This is a genomic window from Rhodoligotrophos defluvii, assembly GCF_005281615.1.
In the GTDB taxonomy this organism is placed as follows: Bacteria; Pseudomonadota; Alphaproteobacteria; order Rhizobiales; family Im1; genus Rhodoligotrophos; species Rhodoligotrophos defluvii.
In genome coordinates this window covers 99,448-123,784 of the sequence record NZ_SZZM01000004.1, presented here as the reverse complement: position 1 = coordinate 123,784, position 24,337 = coordinate 99,448, and the positions used below count along the sequence as shown (strand labels likewise).

Here is a 24,337-nt window from a genome sequence, read left to right as displayed (position 1 = left end):
TTCAGGATATCGAGCTGGACATGAACGATCGGCGCTTCGAATTCGCGCCATTCCTTGAGGTCCGAGGCGTTACGAAGCAGTTCGGCAGCTTCACAGCTCTTTCGGACATCGAGCTGGATATCCGCGAGGGCGAGCTGGTGACGTTCCTGGGACCTTCGGGTTGCGGAAAGTCGACACTGCTTCGCATCATAGCCGGGCTCGAGCGGCAGACGAAGGGATTGCTGCTACAATCGGGGGCGGACATCTCGCGCCAGCCCGCGGGTAAGCGCGGGTTCGGAATACTCTTCCAGTCCTATGCGCTCTTTCCCAACCTCACCGTGGCCCAGAATGTCGGCTACGGCATCGAGGGGAAGGGAGCGCAGGTGAAAGCGCGCGTGCGAGAACTCCTCGCTCTCGTGGGATTGCCTGATATAGAAAACAAATATCCGAGTGAGCTATCAGGTGGCCAGCAGCAGCGCGTGGCCCTGGCACGTGCGCTTGCCCCTTCACCGTCGCTTCTGCTACTCGACGAGCCGCTAAGTGCGCTCGACGCCAAGGTCCGCGTGCATCTTCGCCAACAGATCCGGGAGCTGCAAAGGACGCTCGGCATAACGACCATCATGGTGACGCACGACCAGGAAGAGGCGTTGGCAATTGCTGACCGCATCGTCGTGATGAACCATGGCACCGTGGAGCAGGTTGGGACGCCTGCCGAGATATATGGCCATCCGAAATCTCTCTTCGTGGCGGATTTCGTTGGACGGATGAATTTCCTCTCCGGCCGGGCGGGACCGAACGGCACCTTCGCGTTGAACGCATGCGACTGCCATCTCGAACTCGCCTCGCCAGCTCCGCCGGGCGACAATTGCATCCTGTCCATTCGTCCCGAAGACATCGTGCTTTCCCCCGCGCCAGGGAATGGGGGCGTCAATACTGCCTTGGCGACCATCAAGGAAATGGAGTTCCTGGGTTCCTTCTATCGCACCGATCTTGTTGTGGCCGACTGGGGCGGAGCGGTACTGACGGCCGACATACCGATCCAGAATGCGCGGGGCCTCAAGCTCCAACCTGGCGAGCGGCTTGCGGTCACGCTGTCGCCGGCCGTCTTGAAGACCTTCCCGGGAACTCGGCATGCATGAAGTCTCCGCAGCCCGTTTCAGCCAGACGGGAGGGTCGGCGTGCCACGCGGCGTCCTCGATATCCGAGAAGGCGATCCGCATTCTGCTAACTGCGTTTCTGGTTTTCGTGCTCCTCGTTCTCGTCGTTTTTCCAGTCGTTTCGATCCTTCGTAAAAGTTTTGAAAGCGCCTCCGGCACCTTTATCGGGCTGGAGAATTTCCGCGCCTATCTCGGAAATCCGGCGCTCGCGCAGTCGGTGACCAACACTCTTCTGCTCGGCTTCCTCACCACGCTCATTACGGTTACGTTGGCATTCATCTTCGCCTATGCGCTGACACGCACACGCCTGCCCGGCAAAATAATCTTTCGCGGCATCGCGCTGCTGCCGATCCTCGCCCCGTCGCTTTTGCCCGCGATTGCGCTTGTTTATCTTTTCGGCAATCAGGGTTTCCTGAAGGACTGGATTGGCGATGCATCAATATACGGTCTCGGCGGCGTGGTGGCCGGTCAGGTCTTCTATTGCTTTCCACATGCGGTGCTGATCCTCATCACCGCCCTCTCCCTCGCCGATGCACGTCTCTATGAGGCGGCCGAAATGCTCAAGGCGTCGGGCTGGCGGATCTTCCGCACAGTCACCTTGCCATCCGCGCGTTTCGGCATTATCAGCGCCATTTCGGTCGTGTTTACGATTTCCGTCACGGACTTCGGGGTCGTGAAGGTGATCGGCGGCCAGTTCAGCATACTCTCGATCGACATCTACAAGCAGGTGATCGGGCAGCAGAATTTCCAGATCGGTGCCGTTGTGGGCGTGATCCTGTTGGTTCCGGCCGTGCTGTCGTTCATCGTCGACCTGTATGTGCGTCGGCGCAGCAAGGCGCAACTGAGCGCGCGTGCGGTGATGCTGAAGCCTCAGTCCCGTCCGGCCATAGACATCGTCATGTCGCTCTGCGTCGTGGCGGTTTCGCTGCTGATCCTTCTTCTCGTCGGCACGGCCATCTTCGCTTCCTTGGCCAGCTTCTGGCCCTATGATCTTAGCCTGTCGCTGACCAACTACGACTTCGCGACCTACGATCCGGCTGGCTGGAGCTCTTATATCAATACGCTCAAAATGGCAGGCTGGACTGCGCTCTTCGGCACATGCATGGCTTTTCTTGGAGCCTATCTGACGGAGAAGGGCGACAACAGCCGCGCTCTTGCAGCAGTCTACCGAGCGTTCGCGTTGCTGCCGATCGCGGTGCCGGGGCTGGCGCTCGGGCTCGGCTACATCTTTTTCTTCAACGATCGCGCTAACCCGCTCAGCGGACTTTACGCCACAATGGCAATCCTCGTGATGTCGACGATCGCGCACTATTACACCGTCCCGCACCTGATGGCGACTACCGTGCTGAAGCAGCTCGACGATGAAATTGAGGAGGCTGGGACATCCCTCGGCGTGCCGTTTTGGAAGACAGGGTTCCGGGTCACATTGCCGATCTGCACGCCCACAATCATCGACATCGCGACCTATTTCTTCCTCAACGCGATGACGACGATCGGCGCCGTCGTGTTCCTTTATTCTCCCATGACCAAGCTGGCTTCCGTGGCCGTAGTCGAGATGGACGATACCGGAGACACCGCCGCAGCCGCAGCAATGGCCGTAATGATTCTCCTCACCGCCGGGGCCGTGAAGCTGCTTCAGTTGGCGCTGAGCTTCGTGCTGGTGCGGCGCACGCAGGCATGGCGCAACCGCAAGCCAGACGCCTTGATCCTGCAGCCAAGTCGTGCAGAAATGCTCACATGAAAGAACTTGGTTCTGCCCATGGTGCCGCCGCAAGAGATTGAACCTCTGCGCATCAATGTCGGCTCGCGGCTAGACCTGGTGACGCTTCGCTTGTTCGTGGCAATTGTCGAGGAAGGCAGCATCTCACGCGCCGCCGACCGAGAGAATATCGCCGCCTCGGCCGTCAGCAAGCGTATCGGCGATCTCGAGCAGGCTCTGCGTGTCGAACTTCTTCAACGGCACAGGCAGGGAACGAGTCCAACCCCGGCCGGGCAGGCGCTTATCACCACGCGCAGACGATCATGCGCAACGTCGCCGATCTCGAGGCCAACCTGATTGATTTCTCGTCCGGCATACGTGGACATGTCCGCATCTGGGCGAATGAGTCGACGCTTTTCGGCTTCATACCCGAACGGCTGGAAAGCTTCACCGAGGCCTACCCACAGGTGAGGATCGAACTGCAATCGAATCTCAGCCCCTTCAACGTGCAGGCTGTGCGCGATAACAGCGCCGATATCGGCATCTTTTCCGGAAACCTGCCGACGGCCGACCTTACCGTCGAGACCTGTTTCGAGGATAAGCTCATGGTGATCGTGCCGAGGGGCCATCCTCTGGAGAAATCGTCGGTGGTACGCTTTGCTGACATACTGCGCTACGAATTCGTCGAACAGGAGCCGCGCAGTTCGATCCAGACGCTTCTGTTCCGCCAGGCGAGTGAACAGGGGAGCGTTATGAAGTCGCGCGTGCGTGTGGGCGGCTTCGATGCGGTGTGCCGCATGGTGGAGTCGCGGCTGGGTATTGGGGTCATTCCGTCCCTTCTCGCCGAGAGATTGGCGCCCGTCATGGATATCGCCGTCATCCCGCTTGCGGAAAGCTGGGCGACGCGCATCCACAAGATCTGCGTGCGGGCGCAGGACGACCTGCCGGTGGCGACACGTTTGCTACTGCGCCATTTGACGAGTGAGCCGTCCCCATCGTCAACGACGTTGCCAGCTTGCTGAACAACGAGTTCTGGGTCTGCTCCCGGTATCGTAAGCTTTCCTCGGATCTATGGGTGGTGGACCGTTGGCCGCCACCTTCAATCGAGGAAGAGTCGCCTTGTCCGAAACTATGTTCGGCAAGATCTGGAATCGTCACAAGGTTTACGAGCGGCCGGACGGCCAGACGCTGCTATATATCGACCGTCACTACATCGGTGACGACCTGCCGATGGACACGTTCGAGACCCTGCGCCGGAAGGGGTTGAAGGTCCGCCGACCGGATTTGAGCTTTTCGATCCCCGACCACTACGTCTCTACCAGGGGACGCAGTCTCGCCGATACAGTCGACGCGGAACGCCGGGCATCGATCGAGGAGCTTTTGCGTTTTTCGGCCGACAACGGGATTCGTCTCTTCGGGCTCGAAGATGTGCGCCAGGGCATCGTGCATGTGGTGGGTCCGGAGCAGGGATTGAGCCTTCCCGGCATGACGATCGTGTGTGGTGATAGCCACACATCAACGCATGGCGCGCTGGGCGCACTCGGCTTCGGCATCGGCGCCGCGGAGGTCAGCCATGTTCTGGCGACCCAAACCCTATGGCAACGCCGCCCCGGCACCATGCGTATCCGCATCGAAGGCGAGACCGGGCTCGGCGTTACGAGCAAGGATCTCATCATGGCGGTAATCGCGCGCATCGGGGTCGCGGGCGCCGCAAGACACGTCATCGAATATGCCGGCTCAGCGGTTCAGGCCCTCTCGATCGAGGCGCGCATGACGCTTTGTAACATGTCGATCGAGGCGGGCGCACGCGCGGGGATGATCGGTCCCGACGACAAGACGTTCGCCTATCTCCATGGCCGGCCGTTTGCCCCGTCGGGCGCGGCGTGGGAGCATGCCGTGCGTGAATGGTCAACCCTGGCTTCCGACGAAGGGGCCGTCTTCGATCGCGACATCATGATGCGGGCGGACGAGATCGCGCCGATGGTCTCGTGGGGGACGAGCCCGGATGATTCGGGGCCGATCACCGGGTGTGTGCCCGATCCCACAACGATGGACGATCCCGTGAAGCGCCGGCGGCTGGAAAAGAGCCTAGCCTATATGGGGCTGAAACCGGGCATGCCGCTGGAAGGAATAGTGGTCGAACGGGTGTTCATCGGCTCCTGCACGAATGGCCGCATAGAGGATCTGCGTGCAGCTTCGGGGATAATGCGCGGCAAGCGGACGATGGTGCCGACCGTGGTCGTCCCCGGTTCGGGCATGGTCAAGGCGCAGGCCGAGGCCGAGGGGCTGGATCGTATCTTCATCGACGCCGGTTGCGATTGGCGACATGCCGGGTGTTCGATGTGTCTCGCGATTAATGGGGATATTGTGCCGAGCGGGGAACGCTGCGCCTCGACGACTAATCGAAACTTCGTCGGCAGGCAGGGCCCGGGCGCGCGGACGCATCTGATGAGCCCGGCCATGGCGGCGGCCGCGGCCGTATCGGGCCGTCTCGTCGATGTGCGCCAGATGGAAATCGGTTGAAAATGCAGACATTCCGCACGCTGGATGCCGTGGCGGTTCCCATCGCCGGCATCGATATCGATACCGACCAGATCCTTCCCGCCCGCTTCATGCATAAGAAGCGGGAAAACTACGGCCGCTATTTCTTCCATGATCTGCGTTTTGACGGCGACGGCACCCCCCGAGACGACTTCATCCTCAACAAGCCCGCTTTTCGGACAGCGAAGATCGTCGTGGGTGATCGAAATTTCGGCTGCGGATCGTCGCGCGAACAGGCGGTGCATGCGCTGGCCGATTTTGGCATACGCTGCGTTATCGCACCTAGCTTCGGCGACATATTCCAGACCAATTGCCTCAAAAACGGCGTGCTGCCCGTTGTACTTCGCGACCCGGTGGTGCGCGAGATCAGGGAAGCGCTTGAAGCACAACCCGGCGGGCATCTGACCGTCGATCTCGAGAGCGAAACTGTGACCGACCTCGCCGGGTCGGTGCATTCGTTTTCCACCGATCCGTTTGCTCGGTCATGTCTTCTCGAGGGGCTGGACGAGATCGACTACTCCCTGACCCTACTCCATCGCATCCGCGCATTCGAAGCATCGAAATCGTAGCCCATCCTTGAGAATATCATGAAGATAGCAGTCCTGCCGGGGGACGGTATCGGCCCCGAAGTCACGCGTCAGGCCGTGAAGGTTCTGAAGTCCATTGCCAGGCGGGGCCATGCGTTCGACATGCAGGAAGCTCTCATCGGCGGTTGCGCCTATGATGCGGCCGGCCATCCCCTGCCAGCCGAGACGCTCTCTCTGGCCCGGGAGGCCGACTCCATACTGTTCGGTGCAGAAGGCGGATTCCACTACGAATCGCTGCCGCGCGGCCTTCGGCCAGGTGACGCCCTGCTGACGCTCAGGCGCGAACTCGATCTCTTCGCGAATTTCCGCCCGATCGTCTCTGCGCCGGCGCTGATCGAGGCTTCCAACTTCAAGCGTGAAGTCGTGGAAGGGTTAGACCTCGTCCTTCTCCGCGAATTGACCAGCGACCTCTATTTCGGCGAGCCGCGCGGCATCGAGAAGGCGCTCGACGGCGAGCGCTACGGCATCAACACAATGCGCTACTCGGAAAGCGAGATCCGACGCATAGCGCATGTCGCATTCCGTACTGCCCGCGAGCGCCGCCGGAAGGTCTGCTCGGTCGACAAAGCCAATGTACTTGAGACGATGGAACTGTGGCGCGAGATCATGACCGAAACCGGCCAGGAATATCCCGATGTCGAGCTTACGCATCTCTATATCGATGCGGCCGCCATGGAATTGATCCGCAATCCGCGCCAATTCGACGTGATCGTTACGGCGAATCTGTTCGGTGACATTCTCTCCGATGAGGCTTCGATGCTGGTCGGCTCGATCGGAATGCTGCCCTCCGCTTCCTTGAGCGCCGACGGCAAGGGCCTCTACGAACCCGTCCACGGTTGTGCGCCAGACATCGCAGGGAAGGACATCGCAAACCCGCTGGCGGCGATCCTTTCAGCCGCGATGATGCTGCGCCAAAGTTTCAAGCTCGACGAGGAGGCCGCGCGGATCGAGAAGGCGGTCGACACGGTCCTGAGAGACGGGGCAAGGACCGCAGACATCTTCTGGCCTGGCTGCGTTCTCGTCGGGACCGAGGAGATGGGAGACCGTGTGGTGGCGGCGCTCCCCTGAGGCCTCATGTCGTGCCAATCGAGTGCGGACAAATAGGTGGCCATCATCAGATCGATCTGCGATTGCCGTCACACCGATGCGACCATCAAATGAACACCTAAACAACTTGAGCCCCATCAGAGCCTCTGCCGCCATCTACCAGAATGTCGAACTTGAAAGCTGTCGAAGAAGATCTGCGCTACCTTGACGAGCAGCGACGTGACCAATATCAGCATGCCCATCGCCATAGCCACGGACGGCATGCCGGAGTCATCCATGTTGATGGCGGCGATCGCAGCGGTGCGTGTCTCAGGGGTGTATAGGAACACGACGGCGGTTACCGTGGTCATCGCGTTGATAAAATAGAAAACAAATATTTCGAGGAGCATGGACCCGCACATGGGCAGCGTCACCCGCCAGAACGTCATCAGTCTGGTGGCGCGCAACGAATCCGAGACCATCTCGAACTCCCGATCCAGCTGCCGCAGCGATGAGAGGGCGGTCAGATAGGGGACGGTAAAGAAGTGAATGATTGTGTTCAGCGCCATGAGCGCAAAGGACCCCACTAAAAAAGAGAGCGGGTTCGAAGGGCTGTTGAAAAACAAGACATAGCCCAATCCGAGAACGAGACCGGGAACGGCGACGGGCAACATGCCGAGAGCACGGATGATGAAGCGTGCCGGTTGTAGCCCAGATATCTTCTCTGCCACATAAGCGCTGAGCAAAGCTGTCAAGCTCCCGCTGATGGCCACGATGGCTGCCAACTGAAGTGAATTGAAGAATGGCGACCAGCCAGAGACATCGAAATTCTTGAAGTTATAGTTCGCCCAGGAAAGCGACAGGTTATAGGGCCAGTAGGTGACCAGGGAGCCCCAAGCTGTTACGGCAATCAGGCAGACGATGAAGGCCGCTATGGCAGAGCAGTAGACCAGCGCTACCCCGTCCAACGCTGTCGGCTTGGGCACATAGGGAACAGAGCGAGTAGAGAACAATGCCACGTGCCTGCGTTGCAGAGCCTGGTCGAGACTGAACGCAATCACGGCAGGCGCAAGCAACAGGAAACCTACAACTGCCCCCATCTGGAAGTTATGCTGTCCCACGACCTGCTTGTATATCTCGGTCGACAGGACGGAATAGTTGCCTCCGATAATCTTAGGTATGCCGAAGTCCGTCGTGACGAGCGTAAATACCACGAAAAAGGAGCTCAGCAGCCCGTATCGGCAGGACGGCAGTGTGACACGTCTGAACGTGGTCCATTTCGACGCGCGAAGGGCCTCCGAAGCTTCGTAGAGTCGCCCGTCGCTCAGACCTAGAGACACAGAGAGGATGAGGACGGCGTGCGGAAAACAGAAGAATATATCAGCGACGATGATCCCGGCTGGACCGTAGATATCTCCTGCGAACACCCAGTTTCCTATAAGTCCCTGATTGCCGAATAAATAGATGAGAGACATGGCAGGAAGAAATGACGGCGCAAATAGCGGAAGCATTGCCGCTGATTGGAAAATACGGCGCCCCGGCATTTTGGTGTGGGTCACCGAATATGCGAAAAAGAACGCCAGAGGAACACAGATGATGGCGGTAGCGCCGGCCACAAATATTGTGTTGAGAAGCGACACACGCAGCGTCTCATTGCGGAAATACTCAAGGTAATTGGCAATGCCGACAAACTCGCCAGACGCATCCTGCAGGCTCCGAGAAAATACCGATACCAGCGGGAAGATCAGGAAAATCGCAAAGAGTAGGATCGCGAGAAGGCAGATGCCGATCCAAAATGCGCGATCGATCACATACGCGGTCTTCGGGGATATCAGCCCGTGGTTGGCTTCGCTTTGCAGGCTCATTTCGCGGTCCTGGGGAAAACGCGAACACGGTCAGGATCGACGAAAATCCAGGCCTGGCTGCCGATTTCAAGGGCGAGCTTTCGTTGCAAATCATCCGCAATATCCGCCTTCAGGCTGAACTCCGGTGCATCGACGAGTCGAAGCTCCAGACGCCAGTGACTGCCCATGAAGGTTTTGCTCCTGACGGACACAGCAAGTTGGCCAGGGTAGGCATTGGCTGATGTGACAGTGACATACTCAGGCCGAATGCATACTGTGACAGCGTCTCCGTGGCTCAGCCGATCTTCAGCGGCGGCGGAGAATTCTGCGTTTCCGACCCTCACCCGGCCATCTGTGGTCAGTATTCCGGGCAAAGACGTGGAAGCACCGACGAACCGTGCAACGAACTCGCTAGCGGGGTTGTTGTAGACTTCCGGCGGTGTACCGATCTGCTCGATGTGACCCCGGTTCATCAGAATCACCCGGTCCGCCAAGGCCAACGCTTCCTCCTGATCGTGCGTGACCATGATGGTTGGAATACCCACACGCTGTTGGAGCATCCGCAATTCCTCGCGCAAGCTCACCCGAACCTGCGCGTCCAGCGCCGACAAGGGCTCATCCAGCAGGAGCAGGCCGGGCCAAGCCGCGATTGCTCTGGCCAATGCAACGCGCTGCTGCTGACCGCCGGAAATCTGACCAGGATACTTGCCGCTTTCGTCCTGCAGACCGATCAGGTCCAACAGTTCACCGACGCGCTTTTTGATGCGGTCGGCGGGCTGACGCCGAGCGACCAGACCGTAGGCGATGTTTTGAAAGACGGTGAGGTTCGGAAAGAGCGCGTAGGACTGGAAGACGATGCCGAAGTCCCGCTGGGCAGCCGGGAGGAGCGACACGTCCCTGCCATACTGCTCAATACGACCATCGGATTGAGACTCCAAACCGGCGATGGTGCGAAGAAGTGTCGTCTTACCGCAACCCGAGGGACCAAGCAGGCAGACAAATTCACCCGAGGCAACGGAGAACGAAATGTCTTTGAGGGCGACAAATGTGCCGAAGCGCTTCGTAACCCTCTCTACTTTCAGGCATGGGCCGGTCTGGGGTTGATCCGGGAGCGCTGTGAACGCCTTTCTCTGTAGACGCATTTCCAATCCTGCCCCTCTATTTGGGAGCAGATTTCCCGTCATAGCGCTTGGTCCATTCTTCCGTTACACGCTTAAGGTTCGCGGCAGACCATTCGAGGTCGTTCTTGATCATCTTTTCCTTGGCATTTGCCGGGTAGTTGGGAGGAGCATTGCTTACCTCCGGATGGGCGACGATCGCGTAATACCGGGAATAGAGCTCGTTCGCCTCCCGCGTTACCGACCAGTCTACAAGCTGCTTCGCGGCCTCTAGATGATCCGTGCCGCGTACAATGGCAGTGGCCTCCAACTCCCATCCGGCACCTTCCTCGGGGATGATGATCTCGATCGGAGCTCCCTTGGTCTTCTCGGCTGCAGCCCGCATGTCGAAGCCGATTCCTACGACGCGCTCACCGCGGGCAGCCTGCACGCAGGATGCGGAGCCTGAATGGGTGTACACGGCGATATTCTTGTGGAGCCCGTCCATGTACTGCCAGCCTTTCTCCTCTCCCATCAGCTGCAGCCAAGCGGCAACGGTCAGATAGCCCGCACCCGAGGATGCCGGATTGGGCATGACGACCTCGTTTTTGTACACCGGATCCAGCAAATCCTGCCAAGTCTTCGGCGCCGGGATGTTCTTCTTTGCGGCCTCGATCGGATTGAAGCAGATTACAGAGAGATATGCATCCATACCGACCCACGTCTTCGGTTCTTTCTGATCTTGGAAAAGCGGGACTAGCGCAGAAGCGTTGGTCGGCTCGTACGGCTCCAGCAGGTTCTCCGATTCCAAGAAGATCAAGCTGGTAGCGGCTAAGCCCCAGATCACGTCGGCCTGAGGGTTCTCTCTTTCGGCAAGGACACGCGAGGTGAGGACACCTGTTCCCTCGCGCAGCCAGGTGATGTCGATGCCGGGGTTTGCGGCTTCGGCGGCACTTTCGAACGCTGCCAGCTGGTCATTGTCCAACGCTGTGTAGACGGTAAGCTTCGTGCGATCCTGGGCAGCCGCGACTGACCAGTGCGCGATCGCCGAAAGCGCGACCGCCATCGTGACCAAAGCTGTGGAAATGCGAACGCGTCGAGGCATTTAGTATTCCCTCCCTTCGACCGGAGCCGCAAACGCTACAACGAAACGTGAAGGCGATGAAAATAACGTCTTGTGATGATCACGATGATCATCAGTGATGGCAGTTCAACTGATCGACGGTGAGCGCAGACCGGGAACAGGCTAGCAATTCGTCTTCAAACCAGCAGTCGGAATCGTCGCGATGCCTAACGCTTCTCAGAGCTAGCGGGGGCTCGAAGGATCTGAAGTGCTTGCGCCATCGCGCAGTGATCTCCTCCATGATGGGGAAAATCATCTTTTGGCCCGCCACGCCCGGCGATCTAATCCCGCAGACTGATGACCCGTCAGGTTGGAGCCCTCGATAGGATCTATGAGCGCCACCGGGTGAAATGCCGAGCCCCTACCCCGCACTCTCGGTCGGACCACGGGAAGGGGCGGGCGAGGAACTGGTTGGTCGGCCAACATGAGTGTGGCTGCATCCTGGCCGCGTAGAGGTTTCAGTACTCGGCTGCGGTCTGCTTGACCTCGGATGGATCAAAGTTATTGATTTCATCCAAGAACTCGTTGCTTATCATGTCCGTTGCCTTCACTTCACCCTTTACGATGCCCCATTTTTGAAGCCATTCAACATACCGCTGATAGATTTCAGGGTTGCTCTCACCCCACCTTTGACCATCTTCCAGCGCCCATACCCTCGCACGTTCGGCCAAGGTCTTCATATCGATCGCCCGCACGGTTTCCGGGTCAAGTCCGGTCGGCCGGATATCGGGATGAAGCTCGTACATAATTTCGCTAGCCGCAGCCGGGTTCTCGATCGCAAATACGGTGCCCATCGCATATCCCCTCGCAACGGCCGCAAGCTCTTTGCTCTTCTTCTCGAAGGTGGATTGGAGCGCAACGAGGCTATTGGACGGGAAGGATGCAATCTGCTGGTCCTCAATCCTGCGCATGGGCACTCCTGCGCGCTCGACGAGCAGATAGTTGGTATCCCACTGGCTGAGCGCCGCCACCTCACCTGACCGGAGCAGGGAAGCGCTCTGCGCAGGCTCCCCGGATACGACTATCCTTATATCGCTGTCAGGGTTCAGACCAGCGTCCGCAGCTACCGAGCGAGCAATGATCACGCCGACTGAACTCATCGAGGTGACACCTATCTTCTTGCCGCGGAGATCATTATAAGTCTGTATGTCACTGCTTTGAGGAACAGCAAGGCCAAAGATGTTACGGCGATAGGCGGTGTAAAACACCTTCAGATCGACGCCTTGGGTCCGGAGCACTGCAATGGGCTCAGGGGCCGCCACAGCAGCATCTATTTCGCCCGTTGCCACATTTCGCGCGCAGTCTGCCGAGCCGGGAAGAGGTACGAGGTGGACCTTGACCCCTCCTTCCTCAAACCAGCCCATTTTCTCCGCGATCGCCAGGGGAGCCGCGGTCACATTCAGCGTTTGAGTGCACCACCCTATACGGACCGTTTGAATATCGCTTTCGGCAAAAGCCGGGATTGTTGAGGCGTTCACCAGCACGCTGGCAGCGAAGAGGGGGACGCCGAAATATTGGAATTGCGAGAATTTCATCTGAGCTCTCCCACTGTTCTCGATGAGGTCGAATTTCACGTGTTTGTTCTTGTTTTGATGATTGGAGAGGGGCTGTCTTCTTCCCAGAAGAGGACGCGCCGACGCACGAATCCAAGTAACCGGTTGAGAGATAGGCCAAGGAGCGAGAGGATGAACAGAATGGAGAATGATCCGGCAACATCCATGGTGAAATTCATGCTTTGCATGAGCATCCCAAGGCCTTTCTCAGCCCCGAGAAACTCAGCGACGATGGTGCCGATCAAAGCAAAGGTGAGCCCGATCTCCAGCCCTGCCATAATATAGGGCAACGCGACCGGCAGGCGTAGCAACATGAAGATCTGAAATTCCGACCCACCCAACGAGCGGATGAGACTAATACGGTCGGCATCCGCCGCTTTCAATCCGGCGATCGTATTGATCATCAATGGGAAGAATGCCGTCAGCGCGGCAGTGACGACTTTGGAGGTGATACCCAGCCCGAACCAAAGAACGATCAGCGGTGTTAGGGCCACCTTGGGAAGCGATTGAAACATGATGATGTAAGGAAACAAGAAGTAGGCCAGGTGTCGGTTCAATGCAATCGCAAGCCCGAGCCCCAGGCCGAGGATGGACCCCAGCCCAAAGCCGAGAACAAGTTCCGTCAGCGTTACCAGAAGATGGTCTAGATAGACCCCGCTTTTGATGCCATTCCAAAGGGCGGCGATCACTGAGCTTGGCGCGGGAAGAATAAAGGCTGGGACAGAAAGCAGACGTACGATAATCTCCCATGCTGCCAGCGTCGAGAAGAGGCCGAAAACACTGAGCAACCGATTGCCGATCGTGTCGATATCGCTGCCCATCAGTCGATCCCTCCCGAGGACCCGAAATGGGCGCGAATACGTCGCACGTAGCTTCCAAATCGGTCTGTGTTCATAATGTCGAGGCCCCGGTCACGCGGCAGGTCGACTTCGAGCACATCGGCGATCCGCCCCGGCCGTGGAGCCAGAACCACCACTCTCTCGCCAAGAAAGACCGCTTCGGGAATGGAATGTGTGATGAAGACGATAGTCTTCCTCCGGGCTTCCCAGATACGCTTCAATTCGAGGTTCATCTTTTCACGTGTCATGGCGTCCAGTGCACCGAAAGGTTCATCCATCAACAGCATTGCCGGATCATGGACGAGTGCGCGTGCAATCCCGACCCGTTGCTGCATCCCGCCGGAGAGCTGCTTTGGATAATAACTTTCGAAATCCGACAACCCGACGAGGGCGAGCAACTCGCGGGCTTTTTCCGTGTTCCGGGCACGCCCCAATCGCTGAACGTCCACGGGCAGTAGTGTGTTATCGAGGACGGTTCTCCACTCGAAAAGCAGGGGGGTTTGAAATACGATTCCAATATCTCTGCGAGGCTCGGTCACAAGGTCCCCGTTGATGAGTACCTTGCCGCGTGTCGGGGGTGACAGCCCTGCCAGAATTCTCAGCAGTGTCGATTTTCCGCATCCAGAGGGCCCGACGATCGATACGAATTCGCCGCTCGCAATCGCGAAATTGATATTTTCAAGAGCAGTGAAGGTCCCATAGTTTTTCGAAACGTCAATTATCTCGATCGATTTTCCCGCCTGCTCTCCTAGGACAGGTGTGTCGCTGCCCCGCATCCTAGCTAGATCCACAAGCCTCCCCCCAATCGAAGAATGCCGCTGCGCCACAACTCTGAGGTCCGGGAGCTAATCCGCCCGTGTTCGTTCTGCTCCACAGGATGACAAACAAAAGCTCCCCTTCAGCTGCGCCAAATTTGCTCCATGGAAAAAAATGAAAATGTATTACGCAACAATTATTTAATTTTGAACTTTTGTCTTGTACATTGACTCACAATACATCATAGCCAAAGCCCGCTTTGACTGGCGAAATGACGTCTTCCGACCACTTATTATCTTCGGTATAGTGCCCAGGTCTAGTGGTCAATGGTAGTAAACTTTATTTATAGCGCCTATCAGATTCCGTTTCGCCGAGGAACGCTTCTGGGTTCGCTCGCATGCCACGCAACACATTCTATGAGGGGGGCTTTCGTTCTGCTGAGTAGTCGCCAGCCTGAGGCGGTCATTTGGCTCGAACGCTTAGCTGACCGGAGCACTATCTCCCAGCGTTCGACAAGCGGAAGAGATATGCAAGTGGATCGGCGAAGCGAGCGTCGCTCGCTGTTGCAATACTTAACACCGCGGTAAGTAGCGAACGAGAGAGTTGCTTGGCCGGTGCCAGGAGACCCATGATCATCCCAGACCCACCGCTTCGGCAGGTGGTATTAGTGCACGGTCCTAACGGCGAGATGACCTCCACCTGGACTGCCACCAAGACCTGCAGAATCTAAAACCGCCGATCCCCGAAAGCGCGGGATGATCGTTGCCGCGCTGGCGCTGTCCGGCATTGCATGATCGCCGCTGCCTTCGGATTGATCGCACCGGTCGCTGGCGCTTTCCTTCAGGAGGCATCGATGTGGCGATCATTCTGAACGCGCGGCGCGACGATACGACCTGAGGCCCCCGCGGGCTTCGCACGTCTGCTCCGCTATGCGGCAGCCATCGCGCCGATCAGTCAATGCGCCGCCGCCTCGGCCACCGCGCAAATCGCGGCATGGCTCTGAGGCCTGCGAGCACGTGCCATGATCGCCGTGAGGGTGGACGTGCCTGACGGCCACAGAAGAGTTTCGTTGTCGCATCCATGTTGCATGGAGTCGCCGTGCCCCTCAGGAATCCCGGAAATCCTTGGGATCAAGCGCGACACGATGCAACATGAAAACTGCCAGCCATGGGCAAGCTTTCTGGCCTAAGAGACTGATTTTCCGGCAAAAAATTTGGTGCCCAGGGGCGGAATCGAACCACCGACACGCGGATTTTCAGTTAGGCCAGGAAGTAATTCATAGGTCGCCATTCCGCTTCAGATCGATAAATTAGATAATTGAAATGTTTCAATCGGAGCTTTCATGTCTTTTCAAATTATTTCAGTGACACCCATTCAAGCAAGAGCGCATATGGACCCCAATTGACACCCAGTGCGTCACCATTCCGAAGCGCGTCCATTTTCAGAACCGCAACAAGCGCATCCAGTGTCGTGTAAATACATATAATACTGCCTCATCCGAAGTAAAACCTCTAAAGATCATACCCGGATGGAGCGACAGGAATGATGCGATAGGTGCATCATGCGCCAGAAATTGGTACCCAGGACGATCAGCCCCCGTAGCGCCTGGGGGCGCACGAAGGGCGATTGACCAGGGCCAACCAAAATCCGACCAACGTAACCCGCTTCATCCCGCTCCAAATCATACCCTGACAGACCGACAGCGATGATGCGATGAACGCTTCATGCGAAAGAAGCTGACACCCAAGACGATTGAGGCCCTGCCGCCCGCCAAGGGCAAGCGCTACGAAGTGTGGGACGAACTGCTGCCCGGCTTCATCGTCCGCGTTTCTTCGAAAGGCCGCAAAACCTGGCATCTGTGCGCCCGGATCAACAAGCGCCGCCGTCGCATAAAAATCGGGGACTATCCGATCTTGACCCTCGGCGAAGCACGCGAGAAGGCGCGGAGTATCATGCGCGCCGCACAGCTCGGGCGCTATGTCGAGAAGGCCGAGACGGAGGACGAGAGCGGTGCATCGACTCTTGGTGAACTGGTGCCGCAATTCATCGAGTTCTACGCCAAGCCGCGCAACAAGGACTGGAAGGGGAGTGAGCGCATCCTTCTCAAGTTCAGCAGCCTCTATTCGCGCCCCATCGACCAGATCAAGCGCGCCGAGGTGGTGCGCGTCATAGACACCATCCTCGCCAACGGCACGCCCTATCGCGCCAACCGGGCACTGGCGGCGATCAAGAAGCTGTTCGCCTGGTGTCTCGACCGGGGCACGATCGAGGTCAATCCGACCGCGGCCCTGAAACTGCCCACCAAGGAGGTGGCGCGTGACCGCGTTCTCAACGACCGCGAGCTGGTCGTATGCTGGAAGGCGGCCGAGGCCGAAGGCTTTCCTTTCGACAAGTTCACCCACATGCTCATCCTCACCGGGCAGCGTCGCGGCGAGGTCGCCGGTATGCGCTGGTCTGAGATCGACTTCGAGCGCGCCATGTGGACGATCCCGGCGCAGCGCACGAAGAACGGCACGCAGCACACCGTGCCCCTTGCGCCTCACGCCGTGCAAATTCTCCAGGCGGTGCCGCGCTTTCTGAATTCCGACCTCGTGTTCACCACCTCCGGTAAGACGCCGATCTCGGGCTTCGGCCGCCACAAGGCCCGGCTCGACGCGGAAGTTGGCGCATCCGACTGGCGCTTTCACGATATCCGACGCACCGTCGCCACGAACATGGCGATGATGCGCGTGCCGCCGCATGTCATCGAGGCTATATTGAACCACAAGACGGGTATCGTTTCCGGCGTTGCCGCCGTCTACAACCGACACGCCTATCTTGAAGAGAAGCGGGAAGCGCTGGAGCAGTGGGCCGGGCGGATTGCGGAACTGATTTCGAAAGAGGCTTCAAGCCGCGACGCATCCGCGAATTCAGCGTCCTTGACCAACAAGGGGATGGTGGTGTCGTTGCCTACGGGGACGAGCTGATCAGTTTTCGCAACCTCATTTACGCCTGCTCGCGATCCTGAAGCCGATCGCCTTCAGCACCGCCAAGGTGGTTTCCAGCGTTGGATTACCTTCTTCGCTAAGTGACCTATACAACTGCTCGCGTGCCAAGCCGGTTTCTCGGGCGATCTTGGTCATGCCCTTAGCGCGTGCGACGACACCTAGCGCCTTGGCGATATGAGGCGCGTCCATCGTATCGAAGGCGTCGTTGAGAAACACTTCAACGGCCTCGGTGGATTTCAGCGCGTCGGCTGGATCATAGTCGTGAAGCACTGCGCCATTCCAGGGTGATCTGCATTGCGTCACATATTGTATTTATAAATCACAGGCCATCAAAGGATTCGATGGCCGATTAGTCACGCCTGGCTAGAAAGCGCCTGAAGGGCAAGACGCTATCGTTTCCGACGCTGCCACTGTCTACAATTGCCGCGCGTATCTATACGAAAGACTCGTGACATTGGAGCAATGGGTCGGCGATGCAGCAAAAATCAGCAGACAAGGAGCCGTACTACCTACGCTACGGTGAACCCGTGTGGTACCGGGACGAGGTCGAATTTCCCAAGGGGCGTGATCCTCGTCATGACCTTTTCGCGGACCATACCATCGATGAAATCGCAAAGGCTGCGCGCGAACCCGACTTCAACGCACGAGAAGCGCTGCAAGCTGACCTGCGCGAGGTCGCCTACCGCTACCTGACTGCTCTCTACACCACCCCCCTGCGCCTGTCCGAAGGTCCAAGGGACGTAAAGCTGACGCGACGTGTGCAGCACCTTGAGCGCAACGTCATCAAGCCTGCGGAACAACTTCTCGATGCCTTATCCGACGACAACGCGCCTTTGCTCTCCGAGTGGCCTGAGGACATGCGCATGCCCGCTCCTGATCGCGCAGCGCTCCGCTCCGAGCTCGAAAAGCTGCGCAATCGCGCCGAGGAGCTACGCTTGCTGCTGACCGACAGGATCGCCAACACCAACATGACGACGGAGTTTCTGACCGATCTCGGCAATGCCTTGTCGATGGTCCTCAAGCGGCATTTCCCGAGGCTTACGATCAGTCGCGGCACGCATATCAAGACCACGAAAACGAAGTCCGGCAAGATGTATGGGACGTATCTGTCAGTCATGGAAATCTGCGTGCGCGAGATTCTGCCGAAGGACAAATTGCCTTCCAGCAGCCTCATTGGCGAATTGAGAAAGCTCCGCGGGCCTTGATAATTCTGGCATGGTTTGTTCCCATACTATCATTTTGATTTCTATGATATTTTTACGATCTGACGCATCTTCGTACGCGTTGAAGCGCCTGCTTCATCACGTCACTTCATCTCAACACGAAAATGAAGGAAACCGAGATGCGAGAAAAACCGAAACGACAATCTATGGCCGAGCGAATTGTGCTGAGCCGCGACGACCTCGTGGAGTTGGGCATCCGCGTCAGCAATGTCAGCTTGCTCCGCTGGGAGGCTGCCGGGAGGTTCCCACGCCGTATCCGGATGGCTGGAACGAGAGTCGCCTGGATCAAGGCCGAGGTTGACGCCTGGCTCGAAGCCCGCGCCGAAGAGCGCAGCCGGCACGTCTACGCCGACTTCTGATCGAGGGGCGCGTTAGCCCCTCCCATTCCCTTACATTCTCGGAGAAAGATCATGCGAACTGCATTTCGCGTGACCGATGGCATGCGTTCTGAAAAGCCGTCGGTCGCCGCCCGCGCCTATCTGAAAGCGGGCTTCCAACTCCTCCTGACCCACGGCATCGATGCCAATGGCCGGTGCACCTGCGGCAATCGCGATTGCCCTCACGCAGGCAAACACCCGATCGCCGAGTTCTTTCCGAACGGCGCCAACAGCGCCACGACCGACCTAGCCCTGATCCGAAGGGGTTTTCGACAATACCCGAACGCGAACATCGCCACGACACTTGAAGGTCGCACGGTGGTTGATGTCGACGGCCCAAAGGGAAAAGCTGCTGTCGATGCCCTCAGACTCCCTAAGACCATTGAAGTAAGGACCAAGCGGGGGAGGCACCGGCATTATCTCGGAGCCCTGGACGATGGAGCGTTTAAGGGCGATCAGGTCGACGTGCTCACCGGCTCGAACCGCTACGTCATGCTTCCGCCGAGCCTCCACGAAAGCGGCGATCGCTATCGATGGGTGCCTTCACGGGTTAAGGAAGCCGTGCCTGTACCGGAGGGGCTCGTGGATCTGCGCGCCTCAAAGACAGAAGCCGCCGGCAGGACGGGAAAGCGCGGAGGCCCACGCCACGCCCTCAAGGTTGGCGAGAGAAATGATGTCTTGTTCCGAACGGCCTGCGCGATTCGAAGACGGATCGATGACGAGAAGGTCATCTTCGACATGCTGAAGGTGGCGAACGCAACCGCCTGTGAGAAGCCGTTGTCGGAACGCGAACTTCGCAGCCTGATCGGCAGCAGCACGCGCTATGGCGAGACCCGCCAGGAGTTGTTTGGACCGCCGGTGCAACGTGAGCCACTTCCGATGGAATGGCTCTGGTATCCCTATATCCCGCGCTACGGCATGACGCTGATCGCCGGCGATCCAGGCGCGGGCAAGTCACTTTTGACGGCTCTGCTTCTGGCAACCGTGACAAGCGGACAACCATGGCCGCTTTCCAAGGAGCGCCCTACCGGCAATCGCGTCCTGGTGCTTGCCGCCGAGGACAACTGGCAGCGCGTCGTGCTGAACCGGCTGGTAAAGGCCGGTGTCGATCTCGACAATCTCCATCAGATGTACAAGTTCCGCGCCCTCACCAACGACCGGCTGGAATTGCTCTCCGAGCATATGGAGGAATGGCGCCCCGATCTCGTCATGGTCGACACGCTGTCCGCCTATATGGGCGGTGGGCGTGACATGCATCGGCAAAACGAGGTCGGGGAATTCATGGCCCTTTTGACCGAGATGGCCGAAGCGACGGGCTCTGCGATTGTCGGGCTCGCCCACCTCAACAAGCAGAGCACCGAGAACCCGCTTTATCGCATCGTCGGCTCCATCGGCTTTGCCGCCAGTATCCGGTCAGCACTGTTCTTCGGACCCGACCCTGACGATCCTGGACGGGTCGCTCTTGCCCACGGGAAAGCGAACCAGAGCGAGAAGGGCAAGACGATCGTCTTCGAAAAGATCGGCGGTGGTCGTGACGACGTACCGGTGCTTCGCCCGTTCGCCTTCAGCGATGCTGATCACTACGATGTCTGCCGGGTGCAGAAGAATGCGGTTGGCCGTCCGAGCAGCGAGCGGCAGGCGGCCGAAGAATTCGTCCTGGAGTACCTCTCTGACGAGCCGACTAAATGGAAGGCGGTGCAGCTCGCCGCAGAAGCGCGCTCGATCGCGTCTGAGGCAACGCTAAATATGGTGCGTGCCGACCTCGCCAAGTCCGGCCAGATCGTGCAGATCGGTAAGGGCAAGCAGGCCAAGTGGATACGCGGGAGCTCGGAGTCGGAGGAATAATCGATATAAAAATGTATGTACGCGAATTGTTATATCGATCGATCGCATTCACGCCCGGATCAAGGCCCGGAAGCTAGGGGACCAAATTCCCGGCAGTCGCCGTTAAAAAAAGGCCCATCCGGGGCCGACCTGAATTAACCGTTGTCGATCCTCATCGCGTGGCCAGCCGCCCTAGCCGCTGCTCAAAGCCGCCGAAGATCGACGCGGCAATCTCCTCGGGGAAACCGGCTGGGAGCGTTTGCTTGACCTCCTTGATTGCGGCTGGCGCGCGTGTCCGGATGTCCTCGAATACACGCTCGACGACCGAGGCGCCGATGCCGGCCTTGGCCGCCGTCTGGAGAAAATGGCGTGGCATGACTGTCTCGACCACATAATGCCGGCTATCGCCAACGGCCATTGCGAGCTTCATCTGATTGCGCTTGAGCTGTCCTGCGTCCGCGCTGGGCTGGGCGGAAATCACGTCATAGAGGGGCGCGAGGTGGAAATGCTGGCCGGGATATAGAAAAACGCTGAAGTTCTTGGCGTGGCCGTCCGTCGCGCCGAGAAGCCAAAATGTCACCAGCGCCCTGAGGAACATGGCCCGGTCGTCATCCGGTGTGTCGCTGCCCGTCAGCAGGTTCAGTATGGCGGCAATGCCCGGCCCGCCCTCAGCCTCATATTTGAGCGTGGGCGGCACCGAAAGCGCTTGGCAGCAGTCCTCTTGCGGCAGGCGCAGAAGACGTCCGTCGCGCGTCCACCGCCGATCGAAACGCTCGACGACCAGCACCCGCTTGCCGCCGAACTCCGCGATGTCGACTCCGGCGCTCGGAATGCCCAAAGCCGCCATGAGCTTCAGGCACAGATATTCATTCTCGACGCTGTATGAGAGGTCGATCCCGTTCGGCAGCCGTCCGATCTGAGGCTTCAGGATATGTGTCGTCGCCGTCGTGCCGGTCGGCTTGTGCCAGCGTCCGTTCCGGAGCAGCAACGCCGTCTTTTCCTGTGCCCCGGCAATTGAAATGCGGAAGTCCTCGTCCTCGCCAAGGCCGAGCGGGGCTGATGCGAGGTTGCCGAGGATATGGACAATCTCGTCCTCATCCACCGGCTTACCGTTCACAGCACCGGCCGCGCCCGGCTCCTCGCCATCGGGCAGGAACTGGAGCGCCCCGACGCAGTCGTGGCCAATGGCGCTGAGCAGGCTGTAAGCATCCACTCCTTCGGCATGCACGCGCTCCGCCACACGTCGGCGTATGGCCTCGCTGTCCGGCAACAGGTTGTCGAATACGGCGATAACGGGCGCGCCGATATAGCGTTCCTCGCGAAGCGGCAGGGACAGCGAGACGGGCAGCGCGTGCTCCCATACCAGCCATGAGGGGTCATACTGAAAATCGATGGCACCGGTCGATTGCCGGTTCAAGCGGCCGACCAGGCGGCTGTTGAGGAAGACATTGAGCGGCACATGCCGGCGCGGTCGGGCCATCAAAAGATATCCTCGATCTCATCGGGCGTCGCCTTCGAGCGCGGGCGGATGACGAACTCCAGGTCGAGCGCCGCCAGGATGTCGCACAAGGTGCTGAGCTGGGTACCCGGCGCGCCCGCCTCGACCGCCGAGATCGTCGCCTGGCGCAGCTTCGTGCGCTCGCCCAAGGTAGCCTGGTTCAGGCCGAGCTTGCGGCGGTGGCGGCGGATAGTGTCACCGATCTGCTTGGGGGTGCGGGCAATCTGGTCCATGACGAAACCTCAGACAGTTTCGCCATTGTATGCGCGAAAGCGTATAATTTGTCAATATCCGCTGTAGCGTATATGGCGTCTCAATACGGTTGAGCGTATAAAAGCAGATTATACGTAAAAGGGTATGAAGTCGCCAATGCCACTTTACGCAATTGGTAGAAAAAGGAAGGCACCTCTCTGGCCGCTTCAAACCTGCTCAGCCCGTTTGGAATGATACCCGGACACCGGCTTCGCCTGTCGCTACTCTGGTCTGCCCCGCCAAGATCAGGAGAGCAGGATGTCAGGGGAGCAGGAAGAGATTGAAAGCCCGCACAACAAGCCCTTTCTCTTTGACGGCGGGGAAAGAAAGCTTGCCGCGCATCTCCGGCAGGTCGCACGAGGAAAGAGCGTCCTCTTTCACGGAACCTCCCTCGGAAGCCTCATCGTCCGAACGGACACCTTGCTGGTTCCATCGAGCGGTGACCCATCGATTTCATTTACTCGTTCACCGGAATGGGCCGCACATTTTGCCGGCTTGCCGAAAACCGACGACGACGGTTTAGCGACCGTCTTTGTCTTCGAACGAGAGGCTCTTCGATACAATTACCGGCTGGAGCTGCATCAGGACTCCATTGAAGAAGGCGCGCACAACAAATTTGAAATGGAAGAGCGTGTGTACGAGCGCGACATCCGGCCTGTTTCGAAACTTCTGCATGCCATCACGTTCAGCGTACATAGCAGGGTGATCACGCTGACTCAGCCGGCGGACGTCAGGACCATCTACTTGCCCACTGCAAGGGCCTTCAAGGAGGTGAGACAGCAGGAAATCCGTGAGGCATTGGACCGCTTGTCACCGACACGCTGATGATTGATCAACGTGTCAGCGTAGCTGGCATGCGTGAAACGGCAACGAAATCAACGCCTCCGATCCGGGCGGCACGAGCGCGTTGCTCCGTGGGTGACGGTCGGGTGTCGAAATCCCTCAAAATCGCCCCGTGAGGCGCATGTTTGCCGCTACCGGCATATGACCTCGGCACCGGTACGCAATCGCGCTCCTGGCTCATGCAACGTGCGCGCACGCGCTTTTGGCGTTCTGCTTGTTCTGGTTGCCGGCTCATACTCGGCCATGGGCGCCCGCTGGCGAGGGGTTTGAGGTTGTCGCGCTCGAACGGGTCGAAATCGCGTCACACCTACGAGAGGCTCGCCATTGCCAACCGTGGCTGGTCCGGTTCTCATTCCAACGCGGCCATGTGCGCCGATGTCCATCTGCCGGTTCGGTTGAATGCAGATGCTATTCCCATTCTCTGGCACGATACCGTCGCCACAGCTCACGCCGAACACGCCGCCACCTCCCCTGCTCGTAGGTGTCGGAGTAGCGCCATGCTCGATCCTCCTCGGCATAGGCCATTTCCTCGGCACGCGGGCCGTACTTCGCGATCAGTTCGTCCACAACGGCGTTGATCTCGGCCTTCGGGATGAACAGGGGCCGAAGGCGAAAGTCCCACACATGCCAGATGGCAACACCGCCGATGAGCACGGTAAAGACCGGAATGGCGGGATGGGATCGGAAGAAATCAAGAATTACCTGCATTGCGAGACCCCAGGGAATGTTCAGTGATGATGGAACATATCCTACATAGACGCGGTCAGGCTGTCAGGAACATTTTGTTCCGCATGGAGATATTCGCCGCCAATTTGAGGCGGCGCGCCCAAGAGCTTGGCCTGTCCAATGCCGAAGTGGCCCGCCGTGTGGGACTAAGCGAACGCCGCTACGCGCATTATGTGAGCGGGCGGAACGAGCCCGACTTGGCCATGCTCTTAAAGATTGCCGAAGTCCTGAACTCGACGCCAAACCTGTTGCTTAGCCTCGATGCCGAAGAGCGGGACAAGAGCAAGCGGGCTGTCCTGGTCGAGCGCCTCAACGCTGCTGCAGCCGTGATGACCGACGATGACCTTCAAGCCGCTGTAGCCCAAGCCGAAGCCGTCATCGCAATTCGCCGAAAATGACCTGGGAT

23 protein-coding genes are annotated in these 24,337 nt (G+C 58.7%); 13 read left to right on the top strand and 10 right to left on the bottom strand.

All coding sequences use genetic code 11. From position 1 onward, the window contains the following. The first annotated feature begins 20 nt into the window (after positions 1-20). The 7 genes from E4P09_RS17715 (at position 21) to leuB (ending at position 7,031) form a co-directional block, all read left to right on the top strand. A complete protein-coding gene (locus E4P09_RS17715) occupies positions 21-1,118 on the top strand; it encodes a putative 2-aminoethylphosphonate ABC transporter ATP-binding protein (RefSeq protein WP_137390957.1) in 1,098 nt (365 codons plus the stop codon). After that, complete coding sequence (locus E4P09_RS17710; RefSeq protein WP_137390956.1) at positions 1,111-2,877, top strand: putative 2-aminoethylphosphonate ABC transporter permease subunit; 1,767 nt, start codon at positions 1,111-1,113, stop codon at positions 2,875-2,877. The genes E4P09_RS17715 and E4P09_RS17710 overlap by 8 nt, the downstream gene beginning before the upstream one ends. A gap of 18 nt (positions 2,878-2,895) precedes the next feature. Continuing rightward, positions 2,896-3,192 carry a LysR family transcriptional regulator gene (locus E4P09_RS26905; protein WP_137390955.1) on the top strand — a complete coding sequence of 99 codons (297 nt, stop codon included), beginning with the start codon at positions 2,896-2,898 and terminating at the stop codon, positions 3,190-3,192. Then, positions 3,159-3,857 carry a LysR substrate-binding domain-containing protein gene (locus tag E4P09_RS17700; protein WP_137390954.1) on the top strand — a complete coding sequence of 233 codons (699 nt, stop codon included), beginning with the start codon at positions 3,159-3,161 and terminating at the stop codon, positions 3,855-3,857. Before E4P09_RS26905 ends, E4P09_RS17700 begins: the two co-directional genes overlap by 34 nt. 109 nt (positions 3,858-3,966) lie before the next feature. Next, positions 3,967-5,358 (top strand): 3-isopropylmalate dehydratase large subunit, encoded by a 1,392-nt coding sequence (gene leuC, locus E4P09_RS17695; protein ID WP_239025273.1) that lies wholly within the window; start codon positions 3,967-3,969, stop codon positions 5,356-5,358. 2 nt (positions 5,359-5,360) lie between these two features. Continuing rightward, positions 5,361-5,945 carry a 3-isopropylmalate dehydratase small subunit gene (gene leuD, locus E4P09_RS17690; RefSeq protein WP_137390952.1) on the top strand — a complete coding sequence of 195 codons (585 nt, stop codon included), beginning with the start codon at positions 5,361-5,363 and terminating at the stop codon, positions 5,943-5,945. 18 nt (positions 5,946-5,963) lie between these two features. Further along, the gene (gene leuB, locus E4P09_RS17685; RefSeq protein ID WP_205042171.1) at positions 5,964-7,031 is read left to right on the top strand and encodes a 3-isopropylmalate dehydrogenase; all 1,068 of its coding nucleotides are present in this window, start codon (positions 5,964-5,966) and stop codon (positions 7,029-7,031) included. A gap of 116 nt (positions 7,032-7,147) precedes the next feature. Here leuB and E4P09_RS17680 read toward each other — a convergent pair whose 3' ends face one another. The 6 genes from E4P09_RS17680 to E4P09_RS17655 all read right to left on the bottom strand — a co-directional run bounded on the left by E4P09_RS17680 (position 7,148) and on the right by E4P09_RS17655 (position 14,221). Beyond that, positions 7,148-8,854, bottom strand: coding sequence for a putative 2-aminoethylphosphonate ABC transporter permease subunit (locus E4P09_RS17680; protein WP_137390950.1), 1,707 nt, complete (start codon positions 8,852-8,854; stop codon positions 7,148-7,150). Next, positions 8,851-9,975, bottom strand: a complete 1,125-nt coding sequence (locus E4P09_RS17675) for a putative 2-aminoethylphosphonate ABC transporter ATP-binding protein (protein ID WP_137391216.1) — start codon at positions 9,973-9,975, stop codon at positions 8,851-8,853. The genes E4P09_RS17680 and E4P09_RS17675 overlap by 4 nt, the downstream gene beginning before the upstream one ends. Positions 9,976-9,991: 16 nt before the next feature. Further along, positions 9,992-11,035 (bottom strand): putative 2-aminoethylphosphonate ABC transporter substrate-binding protein, encoded by a 1,044-nt coding sequence (locus tag E4P09_RS17670; protein WP_137390949.1) that lies wholly within the window; start codon positions 11,033-11,035, stop codon positions 9,992-9,994. A 476-nt stretch (positions 11,036-11,511) separates the two neighbouring features. Then, on the bottom strand, positions 11,512-12,588 hold the full coding sequence (locus tag E4P09_RS17665; RefSeq protein WP_137390948.1) for an ABC transporter substrate-binding protein: 1,077 nt from the start codon (positions 12,586-12,588) through the stop codon (positions 11,512-11,514). 35 nt (positions 12,589-12,623) lie between these two features. Beyond that, on the bottom strand, positions 12,624-13,427 hold the full coding sequence (locus E4P09_RS17660; protein ID WP_137390947.1) for an ABC transporter permease: 804 nt from the start codon (positions 13,425-13,427) through the stop codon (positions 12,624-12,626). After that, complete coding sequence (locus E4P09_RS17655; protein ID WP_137390946.1) at positions 13,427-14,221, bottom strand: ABC transporter ATP-binding protein; 795 nt, start codon at positions 14,219-14,221, stop codon at positions 13,427-13,429. The genes E4P09_RS17660 and E4P09_RS17655 overlap by 1 nt, the downstream gene beginning before the upstream one ends. Positions 14,222-15,925: 1,704 nt before the next feature. Between E4P09_RS17655 and E4P09_RS17650 the strand changes: the two genes are divergently transcribed. After that, positions 15,926-17,167 carry a tyrosine-type recombinase/integrase gene (locus E4P09_RS17650; RefSeq protein ID WP_137390945.1) on the top strand — a complete coding sequence of 414 codons (1,242 nt, stop codon included), beginning with the start codon at positions 15,926-15,928 and terminating at the stop codon, positions 17,165-17,167. A gap of 15 nt (positions 17,168-17,182) precedes the next feature. On the opposite strand, the gene E4P09_RS17645 is transcribed toward E4P09_RS17650, so the two are convergent. Further along, positions 17,183-17,458 carry an addiction module antidote protein gene (locus E4P09_RS17645; protein WP_137390944.1) on the bottom strand — a complete coding sequence of 92 codons (276 nt, stop codon included), beginning with the start codon at positions 17,456-17,458 and terminating at the stop codon, positions 17,183-17,185. A 203-nt stretch (positions 17,459-17,661) separates the two neighbouring features. Here E4P09_RS17645 and E4P09_RS17640 point away from each other — a divergent pair, with 203 nt between their 5' ends. The 3 genes from E4P09_RS17640 to E4P09_RS17630 all read left to right on the top strand — a co-directional run bounded on the left by E4P09_RS17640 (position 17,662) and on the right by E4P09_RS17630 (position 20,633). After that, a complete protein-coding gene (locus E4P09_RS17640; protein ID WP_137390943.1) occupies positions 17,662-18,393 on the top strand; it encodes a hypothetical protein in 732 nt (243 codons plus the stop codon). A gap of 164 nt (positions 18,394-18,557) precedes the next feature. After that, positions 18,558-18,770 (top strand): helix-turn-helix transcriptional regulator, encoded by a 213-nt coding sequence (locus E4P09_RS17635; RefSeq protein ID WP_205042169.1) that lies wholly within the window; start codon positions 18,558-18,560, stop codon positions 18,768-18,770. Between the two features lie 51 nt (positions 18,771-18,821). Then, positions 18,822-20,633 (top strand): AAA family ATPase, encoded by a 1,812-nt coding sequence (locus E4P09_RS17630; RefSeq protein WP_137390942.1) that lies wholly within the window; start codon positions 18,822-18,824, stop codon positions 20,631-20,633. A gap of 151 nt (positions 20,634-20,784) precedes the next feature. Here E4P09_RS17630 and E4P09_RS17625 read toward each other — a convergent pair whose 3' ends face one another. After that, positions 20,785-22,092, bottom strand: coding sequence for a type II toxin-antitoxin system HipA family toxin (locus E4P09_RS17625; RefSeq protein ID WP_137390941.1), 1,308 nt, complete (start codon positions 22,090-22,092; stop codon positions 20,785-20,787). Continuing rightward, positions 22,092-22,343 carry a helix-turn-helix domain-containing protein gene (locus tag E4P09_RS17620; protein WP_137390940.1) on the bottom strand — a complete coding sequence of 84 codons (252 nt, stop codon included), beginning with the start codon at positions 22,341-22,343 and terminating at the stop codon, positions 22,092-22,094. Before E4P09_RS17620 ends, E4P09_RS17625 begins: the two co-directional genes overlap by 1 nt. A gap of 277 nt (positions 22,344-22,620) precedes the next feature. Between E4P09_RS17620 and E4P09_RS17615 the strand changes: the two genes are divergently transcribed. Further along, entirely contained in the window at positions 22,621-23,187 is a 567-nt protein-coding gene (locus E4P09_RS17615) for a hypothetical protein (RefSeq protein ID WP_137390939.1), read from the top strand. 426 nt (positions 23,188-23,613) lie between these two features. On the opposite strand, the gene E4P09_RS17610 is transcribed toward E4P09_RS17615, so the two are convergent. After that, a complete protein-coding gene (locus tag E4P09_RS17610) occupies positions 23,614-23,913 on the bottom strand; it encodes a hypothetical protein (protein WP_137390938.1) in 300 nt (99 codons plus the stop codon). A 26-nt stretch (positions 23,914-23,939) separates the two neighbouring features. Between E4P09_RS17610 and E4P09_RS17605 the strand changes: the two genes are divergently transcribed. Next, on the top strand, positions 23,940-24,329 hold the full coding sequence (locus E4P09_RS17605) for a helix-turn-helix domain-containing protein (protein WP_239025255.1): 390 nt from the start codon (positions 23,940-23,942) through the stop codon (positions 24,327-24,329). The last annotated feature ends 8 nt before the right edge of the window (positions 24,330-24,337 follow it).

Excerpts from the sequence above, each read along its gene's own strand:
- E4P09_RS17715 (WP_137390957.1), top strand. The coding sequence starts at position 21 with ATGAACGATCGGCGCTTCGAATTCGCGCCATTCCTTGAGGTCCGAGGC.
- E4P09_RS17710 (WP_137390956.1), top strand. The coding sequence starts at position 1,111 with ATGCATGAAGTCTCCGCAGCCCGTTTCAGCCAGACGGGAGGGTCGGCG.
- E4P09_RS26905 (WP_137390955.1), top strand. The coding sequence starts at position 2,896 with ATGGTGCCGCCGCAAGAGATTGAACCTCTGCGCATCAATGTCGGCTCG.
- E4P09_RS17700 (WP_137390954.1), top strand. The coding sequence starts at position 3,159 with ATGCGCAACGTCGCCGATCTCGAGGCCAACCTGATTGATTTCTCGTCC.
- leuC (WP_239025273.1), top strand. The coding sequence starts at position 3,967 with ATGTTCGGCAAGATCTGGAATCGTCACAAGGTTTACGAGCGGCCGGAC.
- leuD (WP_137390952.1), top strand. The coding sequence starts at position 5,361 with ATGCAGACATTCCGCACGCTGGATGCCGTGGCGGTTCCCATCGCCGGC.
- leuB (WP_205042171.1), top strand. The coding sequence starts at position 5,964 with ATGAAGATAGCAGTCCTGCCGGGGGACGGTATCGGCCCCGAAGTCACG.
- E4P09_RS17680 (WP_137390950.1), bottom strand. The coding sequence starts at position 8,854 with ATGAGCCTGCAAAGCGAAGCCAACCACGGGCTGATATCCCCGAAGACC.
- E4P09_RS17675 (WP_137391216.1), bottom strand. The coding sequence starts at position 9,975 with ATGCGTCTACAGAGAAAGGCGTTCACAGCGCTCCCGGATCAACCCCAG.
- E4P09_RS17670 (WP_137390949.1), bottom strand. The coding sequence starts at position 11,035 with ATGCCTCGACGCGTTCGCATTTCCACAGCTTTGGTCACGATGGCGGTC.
- E4P09_RS17665 (WP_137390948.1), bottom strand. The coding sequence starts at position 12,588 with ATGAAATTCTCGCAATTCCAATATTTCGGCGTCCCCCTCTTCGCTGCC.
- E4P09_RS17660 (WP_137390947.1), bottom strand. The coding sequence starts at position 13,427 with ATGGGCAGCGATATCGACACGATCGGCAATCGGTTGCTCAGTGTTTTC.
- E4P09_RS17655 (WP_137390946.1), bottom strand. The coding sequence starts at position 14,221 with ATGCGGGGCAGCGACACACCTGTCCTAGGAGAGCAGGCGGGAAAATCG.
- E4P09_RS17650 (WP_137390945.1), top strand. The coding sequence starts at position 15,926 with ATGCGAAAGAAGCTGACACCCAAGACGATTGAGGCCCTGCCGCCCGCC.
- E4P09_RS17640 (WP_137390943.1), top strand. The coding sequence starts at position 17,662 with ATGCAGCAAAAATCAGCAGACAAGGAGCCGTACTACCTACGCTACGGT.
- E4P09_RS17635 (WP_205042169.1), top strand. The coding sequence starts at position 18,558 with ATGGCCGAGCGAATTGTGCTGAGCCGCGACGACCTCGTGGAGTTGGGC.
- E4P09_RS17630 (WP_137390942.1), top strand. The coding sequence starts at position 18,822 with ATGCGAACTGCATTTCGCGTGACCGATGGCATGCGTTCTGAAAAGCCG.
- E4P09_RS17625 (WP_137390941.1), bottom strand. The coding sequence starts at position 22,092 with ATGGCCCGACCGCGCCGGCATGTGCCGCTCAATGTCTTCCTCAACAGC.
- E4P09_RS17620 (WP_137390940.1), bottom strand. The coding sequence starts at position 22,343 with ATGGACCAGATTGCCCGCACCCCCAAGCAGATCGGTGACACTATCCGC.
- E4P09_RS17615 (WP_137390939.1), top strand. The coding sequence starts at position 22,621 with ATGTCAGGGGAGCAGGAAGAGATTGAAAGCCCGCACAACAAGCCCTTT.
- E4P09_RS17610 (WP_137390938.1), bottom strand. The coding sequence starts at position 23,913 with ATGCAGGTAATTCTTGATTTCTTCCGATCCCATCCCGCCATTCCGGTC.
- E4P09_RS17605 (WP_239025255.1), top strand. The coding sequence starts at position 23,940 with ATGATGGAACATATCCTACATAGACGCGGTCAGGCTGTCAGGAACATT.